The sequence below is a fragment of the Microvirga calopogonii genome (assembly GCF_003347665.1).
Lineage (GTDB): Bacteria > Pseudomonadota > Alphaproteobacteria > Rhizobiales > Beijerinckiaceae > Microvirga > Microvirga calopogonii.
Map to the genome: position 1 here is coordinate 1 of NZ_QDGA01000173.1, position 6,812 is coordinate 6,812.

The 6,812-nt window shown below is 64.5% G+C and carries 8 protein-coding genes and 1 pseudogene; 5 read left to right on the forward strand and 4 right to left on the reverse strand.

Features of this window, described 5'->3' with window-relative positions; translation table 11 throughout:
• Positions 1-106: 106 nt before the first annotated feature.
• Both istB and istA read right to left on the reverse strand, forming a co-directional pair.
• Positions 107-859, reverse strand: coding sequence for an IS21-like element helper ATPase IstB (istB, locus tag DDF70_RS34815; RefSeq protein ID WP_114945129.1), 753 nt, complete (start codon positions 857-859; stop codon positions 107-109).
• An 11-nt stretch (positions 860-870) separates the two neighbouring features.
• On the reverse strand, positions 871-2,412 hold the full coding sequence (istA, locus tag DDF70_RS34820) for an IS21 family transposase (protein ID WP_281024360.1): 1,542 nt from the start codon (positions 2,410-2,412) through the stop codon (positions 871-873).
• Between the two features lie 311 nt (positions 2,413-2,723).
• On the opposite strand from istA, the gene DDF70_RS34825 reads away from it, so the two are divergent.
• The 3 genes and pseudogenes from DDF70_RS34825 to bluB all read left to right on the forward strand — a co-directional run bounded on the left by DDF70_RS34825 (position 2,724) and on the right by bluB (position 3,924).
• On the forward strand, positions 2,724-2,993 hold the full coding sequence (locus DDF70_RS34825; protein WP_114949089.1) for a hypothetical protein: 270 nt from the start codon (positions 2,724-2,726) through the stop codon (positions 2,991-2,993).
• A pseudogene (locus DDF70_RS34830) lies at positions 2,993-3,214 on the forward strand (ATP-binding protein); the annotation flags it as partial. The gene DDF70_RS34825 and the pseudogene DDF70_RS34830, both read left to right, overlap by 1 nt.
• 59 nt (positions 3,215-3,273) lie before the next feature.
• A complete protein-coding gene (gene bluB / locus DDF70_RS34835; protein WP_114949090.1) occupies positions 3,274-3,924 on the forward strand; it encodes a 5,6-dimethylbenzimidazole synthase in 651 nt (216 codons plus the stop codon).
• Positions 3,925-4,477: 553 nt separating this feature from the next.
• Here bluB and DDF70_RS34845 read toward each other — a convergent pair.
• Positions 4,478-5,617 (reverse strand): IS630 family transposase, encoded by a 1,140-nt coding sequence (locus tag DDF70_RS34845; protein WP_114949092.1) that lies wholly within the window; start codon positions 5,615-5,617, stop codon positions 4,478-4,480.
• 58 nt (positions 5,618-5,675) lie between these two features.
• On the opposite strand from DDF70_RS34845, the gene DDF70_RS34850 reads away from it, so the two are divergent.
• Positions 5,676-5,954: a LexA family protein gene (locus DDF70_RS34850; protein WP_114949093.1), complete on the forward strand. Its 279-nt coding sequence runs from the start codon at positions 5,676-5,678 to the stop codon at positions 5,952-5,954.
• Here the strand turns inward: DDF70_RS34850 and DDF70_RS38940 are convergent.
• Positions 5,951-6,082, reverse strand: a complete 132-nt coding sequence (locus DDF70_RS38940; protein ID WP_262266221.1) for a hypothetical protein — start codon at positions 6,080-6,082, stop codon at positions 5,951-5,953. The two genes, DDF70_RS34850 and DDF70_RS38940, sit on opposite strands and share 4 nt — an antisense overlap.
• A gap of 413 nt (positions 6,083-6,495) precedes the next feature.
• On the opposite strand from DDF70_RS38940, the gene DDF70_RS34860 reads away from it, so the two are divergent.
• Positions 6,496-6,812: helix-turn-helix domain-containing protein (locus DDF70_RS34860; RefSeq protein ID WP_162820892.1), on the forward strand; the 317-nt coding region annotated here is incomplete at its 3' end.

Sequence of the window (6,812 nt, forward strand, 5' to 3'; positions counted from 1 at the left end):
GACACCCATTCCGATTTCATTCCGGACAGCGTTCCGATCTGAAGCCGGACACTCTCCTCGTTTGATCCTGGGTCATGGGAGATGGTGGAGTGGGATTGGCCGGTCGTCAATCGGACGATGATGCAGCGGCCGGGGAGCGCTGCTTGCGCAGGCTCTCGCCGGACAGTTCAATCCTGTAAGCATTGTGGACCAGGCGATCCAGGATCGCATCGGCGATGGTCGGATTGCCGATGATCTCATACCAGCGGTCGACCGGGATCTGGCTCGTCACGATGGTGGAGCGCCGCTCGTACCGGTCCTCGACGATCTCCAGCAGATCCCGCCGCTGATCGTCAGCGAGCTTCTCGGGCCCCCAATCATCAAGGATGAGAAGATCCACGCGGGCCAGCGCCTTGAGCATGCGCGCGTAGCGGCCGTCCCCGCGGGCCAGACCAAGCGCCGCAAACAGCCGCGGGGCACGGTGATAAGCGACCGAGAAGTCCTCCCGGCACGCCTTCTGGCCCAGCGCGCAGGCCAACCAGCTTTTGCCGACCCCGGCTGGTCCGGTCAGCAGGAGCCCGCGTCGTTCACGGATCCAATCGCAGCCGGCCAGCTTGAGAAAGAGCCCGCGGTCGAGACCGCGCGCCGCCCTGAAGTCGACATCCTCGACATGCGCGTCATGGCGCAGGCGGGCCGCCCGCGCCCGGCTCTCAAACCGCTTCTGACAGCGCAGCGTCGCCTCGCGTTCGAGCAGCAGTGCAAGCCAGTCGCCATGCTCGAGAGCCCGAGCCTCGGGCTGGGATTGCAGAGCCTTGAAGGCACTGGCCATGCCGTGAAGACCAAGATCGGCCAGCAGAGCGAGAGTGGGATGGGTCAACATGCAGGATCTCCTTAGTGGAAGTAGCCGGGGCCGCGCAGGTTGGCGTGCTCCAGAATGGCGGTGGGCTCGGGGTCGCGGGCGGGTTGGGCGGCCAGGCGGTTGGCCAGGATCGAGGCGATGCTCTTGGAGGTGAGCGCCCCGATCTGGAGAGCGCGGGCCGACACCGCTTCAGCGCGAGCGGGTTCGAGATCGCGCAACAGGCGCAGAACCCCGAGGCAAGTCCGGAAGCCCTGCTCAGGATGCGGGCGGCGCGCCAGAATAGCCGTGATCAGACCTTCCGTCTGAGGGCCGACGGACGCCGCCCAACGGCGGAAGCGCTCCGGGGTCCAGTCGGCATAGCGCCGATGGGAACTCGGCATGTGGTCCGGGTCGGTGCCGTGCCGGCGCCCACCGTAGCGGCGCTGATGGGTTGCCACGCGCTGGCCGCGGTGGAAGATCTCGATCGTGCGGCTGGTGGCCCGCAGGTCGACCTGCGCGCGGATCAGGCCGTGCGGAACCGAATAGAAGAAGCCGTCGTACTCGACGTGATAGTCCGTGCCGACCCGCACGAAGCGCCATTCGGCGAACTCGTAGTCGTCGCCCGGCAGCGGCGCGAGCGCCGGGCGCTCCATCGTCTCGAAGAGATGCCGGCGGCTGACCCCGAGGCGGCGCACGACATGATCGTTGATGCGCTCGCACGCGCCGGCAATCGCCGCATTGGCTTCGGCCAGCGAGAAGAAAGTCTGGTGCCGCAGCCGTCCGAGAATGCAGGTCTGGGCAAAGCGCACGCCATTCTCCACTTTGGCTTTGTCCTTGGGCTTTCGTGGCCGCGCCGGCAGGATGCCGATGCCGTAATGCGCGGCCATCATGCCGTAGCTGCGGTTGATCTCGGGATCGTAGAACGAGGCCCGGTTGACCCCTGACTTGAGATTGTCCGGCACGATCAGGCGCGGAACGCCGCCGAAGACGCGGAACATGCGCCCATGCGCGCCAATCCAGTCCGGCAGGGACTGGGTCCAGGTCGCCTCAGCGTAGGTGAAGTTGGAGGCGCCGAGCACGGCGACGAAGATCTCGGCCTGGCGGATCTCGCCGGTGTCGGAATCAACGATGGCGATCTTCTTGCCGGAATAGTCGACGAACACTTTGTCGCCGGCAATATGGTCCTGGCGCATGGTCGGCGAGAGCCGGCTCTCAAACGAGCGGAAGAGCTCGCAGAAGCGGCTGTAGCCATAGCCGTTGGAATGGACGGCCCGGTACTCCTCCCAGAGGATTTGCAGGGTGACGCCGGGCTTCTTCAATTCGACGATGGCTTCGGCCCAGTGGGGCTCGGGCCGCCGGCGCTGTCCCTGCTTGACGCCGGCGCGGGCGAAAAGCCTGTTCTCCAGGGCCTCGTCGGTCAGGTCGCCGGGCAAGGGCCAGCTCAAGCCGGCCTGCTCGGCGCGCTTGAGGTTCTCCTGGACGGTGCTGCGCGCGATCCCGAGCCTCTCGGCGATGTCACGCACGCTGATGCCGTCCCGGGCCAGGCGCAGCATCTGTCTCAACTGTCTCATGGTCAGCTTCCTCTTGGCGGGCATTCCATTCTCCTCGATGACGTGAGGAGGGTGATGCCCGAGTTGCTGACCCAGGGGATCATCAGAGTGGGGAAAGTGTCCGGTAATTGATCGGAACGGTGTCCGGCTTCATTCCGGAATGCTGTCCGGCGTCAAATCGGAATCCCCGTCCGGATTGAATCGGAATCCGCAGGGAGGTTCGGCCACGGCCGGATCGGTGGTGCCGAGAGCGGTGCAGGTGCAGCCTGGTCGGAGAAGCGGGCTTCCGGTTCAAGGGACAGCGTTGGGCCATGGTGGATCACCCTCTGTTCAGATGCGGTGATCATGGTGGCCAAATGCTGCGCCAGTGGGAGCAGGGTGCGAATGCTGACCCGCAGGGTCTCATCCGCCGTGCCTGGATGCTCGCCGTCGCCGGCCGCAGCCAAATCGGTGATGGAGCGGCGAATGGAGCGCCGACGGCCATCGGGCAGGGCAATGACGACAAACGAGGCTCCGCGCGGGGAGTGCATGGACACGGGGTCGAAGTGCTGTCCGCTCAGCGCGTGTCGAGGATCGATGATCGTCACATGAGAAACGAGCCGATCAAGGATCGAGGCATTCTGTAGTGTTCGGGGATCCCACTCTTGGAGATGCCATTTTGGATCGTCTTGTCCACAACGCCCACCGCCTTCAACTCACCGGAGAAAGCATGAGAAAGCAGAACGCCAGAGCCGTCCTCTTGACGGCAGCCAAAACTCCTGACTCCATCACCACGTCGGCCGACGCGACCGCTCACCATCGCGTGAAACGGCTGCTCACGATCCGCGAGATGCGCACAAAAGGCTGACCGGACAGACAGAAAAATGCCTCAACGACTGAAGCAACTCCATAATCCAAAGAGCCTGTATGAAAGCCGAACATTCACAGTTTACCCCTGACTTTACGCAGGAGTTCCGCCATCAGCTTCGCGAGCTGTTTGTCTGGCGCCGGGATGTTCGTCACTTCCGGTCAACTCCGGTCTCGCCAGACGTGCTCACGTATCTGCTTGAACTGGCTCATCTCGCACCTTCGGTGGGCCTGAGCCAGCCTTGGCGCTTCGTTCTCGTTGAGGATCCGCAGCGGCGGGCCGCCATCGTCCAGAATTTCGAGGTTTGCAACGCGCAGGCCCTGATGAATGAACCTGTGGAGCGGGCTCAGACTTATGCCAGACTCAAGCTGGCCGGGTTGCGGGAGGCGCCGGTTCATCTGGCCGTATTTTCCGATGGCACCACGCTGCGAGGTCATGGCCTGGGCCAGCGCACCATGCCGGAGACTTTACAGTATTCGGTAGTGATGGCCAGCCATACCCTATGGCTGGCGGCGCGAGCCGAAGGGATTGGAGTCGGGTGGGTATCCATCCTGGATCCTGCCACCGTTGCCACGATTGTGGAGGTACCTTCGCACTGGACGTTAATCGGTTACCTGTGTCTAGGTTATCCTGCTCACACCGATGACACGCCGGAACTCGAACGCCAAAGCTGGGAGGCACGGACAACGATGCAGCTTCTACGGCGCTGAGTCTGGTTGACGTCTTTACGGGGAATGAACATCATCTGCGCTTGGGTAATGGGGAGATGTTAGGCAAGCGCCGGTTGAAAAGGGGGGGCGAGACATCGTTGGGCTCTTGCTCAATCCACCCGATCATGCGCTGTTGCCGTGTGGTGACGGGAAGTCTCAGATCTAGGCGCTCGCCCGCAGCGAGGTTCTGTTGCCGATGCGCCAGGCAAGCCGAGCAGCGCACGCATGACGGCGGCATGGGGCCACTTCGCTTTTTGAGGCCCTTGACGTGAAGGCCGGCACTACGATCGGCAAGTGCATGGCGCGCCACTGGGGTAGCGAGTTCCGCCAACTTCCGGACGAGGTTGAGAAGAACAGGCCGACTATGCCGCAACAATATATTCTTTTCGGATGTTTGATTTGGCTCCCTCGGTTCCTGGCCGACTGGGAAAATGCCCGAATGCCGTAAAGTTTCTTACATAGGCCATTAGCAGCGGCTGGAGGGGCCTCGCCGGAGATAAATAATCGTGCCATGCCTTCGGCGTCTGGCCCGACTAGATCCTCGGCACAGGGATTATGACTGTTTGGCGGGTGGCTCTTTCGGAGCGGTGTTGGGATAGGCTCGGCCCATCTTGGTGCGGGCCTTCTCGGTCGTGAACATCCAGGTGATGCGTGCGCCGGCGGCGTTGCGCTCGCGCTCCCAAGCCGCGATTTCCCGCTCAAGCCCCTCGCGCGTGTCGATCCGCCGGTCCAGGCACTGGCCTTTCAGCACCCCGATCTCGATTTCGACCATGTTCAACCAACTCGCGTGCTTGGGGGTGAAGTGGAACTCCAGCCGTCGCAGGAGGCGATGCGCTTCCGGGGCCGGGAAAGCCTCATAGAGCGCGCCGGGCGTGTGCGTCGACAGATTGTCCATCACCACCCGGATCCGCTCGGCCTGCGGGTAGTCGACATCCACCAGCTCGCGCATGCACCCAGCAAAGTCCTTGGCCGTCCGGCGATCCGTGACGCTCACTTTGCGCCAGGGCCGGTGCGCATCCACCATCACGAACAGGTTCACCGTGCCACAGCGGCGGTACTCGTAGTCGATGCGCTCGACCTGTCCCGGTGCGGCCGGGAGCGGCTGACGCGTCTCGCCGATGAGCTGGATCGGGCTCTCATCGAAGCACACCACTGGCCGCATCGGATCAGGCCCCTCAGCATAGAGGTCGAGCACGTCCTCCATGCGGGCGACGTAGTCGCCATCGATCTTCGGCACGCACCACATCTTCCGCTGCCAGGGCTTGAGCGCGTTTTCAGCCAAACGCCGGCGCACCGTCTCGCGCGACAGGCTCTCATGTTGGGTCAACCGCACCATCTCGCCGGCCAGGAGCTCCAGCGTCCAGCGGGCCCGGCCTGCCGGCGGGCGGGAGCAGGCGGTCGCCACCAGCAGCGCCTCCTCCGGGCCTGAGAGCTTGCGGGCGGCGCCGGGACGGGGCTCCTCGCTGAGGGCCCGCTCCAGGTTGCCCTCCACGAAGCGGCGCTTGGTGCGGTACACGGTCGAGCCGCCGACCGCCACGCTCGTGGCGATGTCCTCATCGGCGACGCCACAATCCGCCGCCAGCAGGATCTGGGCGCGCTTGAGCGTGCGGGCGGCCTGCTTGCCGCCGCTGAGCATCGCCTGGAGTGTGGCGCGTTCGGTCTCGCTCAGGTCAACCCGGTAGCGTATGTTCATCTCGGCCTCCCGTGTGAGAGGCCGAGATGAATCAGCCGCTGAATCGAGCGTGTGGCGGATGTCTGAGAACAGCTTCACCGACCGGCAGGGCCAGTACCTGGCCTTCATTGATGCCTATACGCGCGTCCATGGCCGCCCTCCGGCCGAAACCGACATGCAGCGCCATTTCCAGGTCACGCCGCCTTCCGTGCACCAGATGATCCTGACCTTGGAGCGCGCCGGCTTGATCCGCCGCCAGCCCGGAGTGGCGCGAAGCATCGAGGTGTTGGTCGCCCCTGAAGGCCTGCCCCTTCTCCGCCATCCCCAACCCGTCAAATCCTCTGCGCCGAGGATCTAGCGCCGGAGGGCGCGAGTGAAGGCGCTCGCCCCGGAACAACCCGGCGTCGACGCGATCTCTCCGAGCGGCACCTCGGTCTCCTCCAGCAAACGTTGGGCAATTTCAAACCGGATTTCATTGGCGATCATCTGGTGCCCCTGCCCCTGCCCCTCAATCAGGGACAGAGGGCGCGGCGGTGCATGGCCAGCCGGTCGGCCATGTCCTCTGCCGAGCAGCGGTTGCTGTTCAGCTGGGTGCACAGCAGCCGACGGACGCTGTCCGAGAATTGCGCTGACAAGCGTGCTCCCCAACCGGCGGCTCCCGGCCGCTCTGCACGAGTAGAGTATGAGTACCAACGGCAGGGCACAGCCAACCTGTTCCTGTGCTTTGAGCCGCTGGCGGGCTGGCACCATGTGGAGGTGACGGCACATCGGACGACCAAGGATTTTGCCGAGCTCTACCCTGCATGATTCCTGTGGCACAGGACTAAGCAGGTTTCAGCGGGGTAGCCAACGGATGCTGCGCATGATTCCATCGCGTGAACGGATGCGGGAGGCGGATCATGGCAGGCAGGTCCCCGGTTGTGGCGAGTAGCGAGCAACGACGCGAACTGGAGGAACTCAGCCGGTCGCGGGATCGCGGCGAGGCGGATCGGGCCCGGGCGATCCTCCTGACCCTGGCGGGCTGGACGAGCCCGCGGATCGCCGAGGCCTTCGGGGTGCGCGAGGATACGGTGCGCCTCTGGCGCAGTGCTTTCATGGCAGGCGGGGTCGCGGCGCTGCGGACATCCGTCGCGCCGGGCCCGGTTCCGGTCAAAGCCGCGTGCGCCCTCGCAGTTGCCGAGGAGGTGCTGTCCGGGCCGGTGGCGGATCGCCCCAA

Bases quoted from the DNA above. Each gene is read 5' to 3' on its own strand.
- istB (WP_114945129.1), bottom strand. From the start codon at position 859: ATGTTGACCCATCCCACTCTCGCTCTGCTGGCCGATCTTGGTCTTCAC.
- istA (WP_281024360.1), bottom strand. From the start codon at position 2,412: ATGCCCGCCAAGAGGAAGCTGACCATGAGACAGTTGAGACAGATGCTG.
- DDF70_RS34825 (WP_114949089.1), top strand. From the start codon at position 2,724: ATGCTGCGCCAGTGGGAGCAGGGTGCGAATGCTGACCCGCAGGGTCTC.
- bluB (WP_114949090.1), top strand. From the start codon at position 3,274: ATGAAAGCCGAACATTCACAGTTTACCCCTGACTTTACGCAGGAGTTC.
- DDF70_RS34845 (WP_114949092.1), bottom strand. From the start codon at position 5,617: ATGAACATACGCTACCGGGTTGACCTGAGCGAGACCGAACGCGCCACA.
- DDF70_RS34850 (WP_114949093.1), top strand. From the start codon at position 5,676: ATGTCTGAGAACAGCTTCACCGACCGGCAGGGCCAGTACCTGGCCTTC.
- DDF70_RS38940 (WP_262266221.1), bottom strand. From the start codon at position 6,082: ATGATCGCCAATGAAATCCGGTTTGAAATTGCCCAACGTTTGCTGGAG.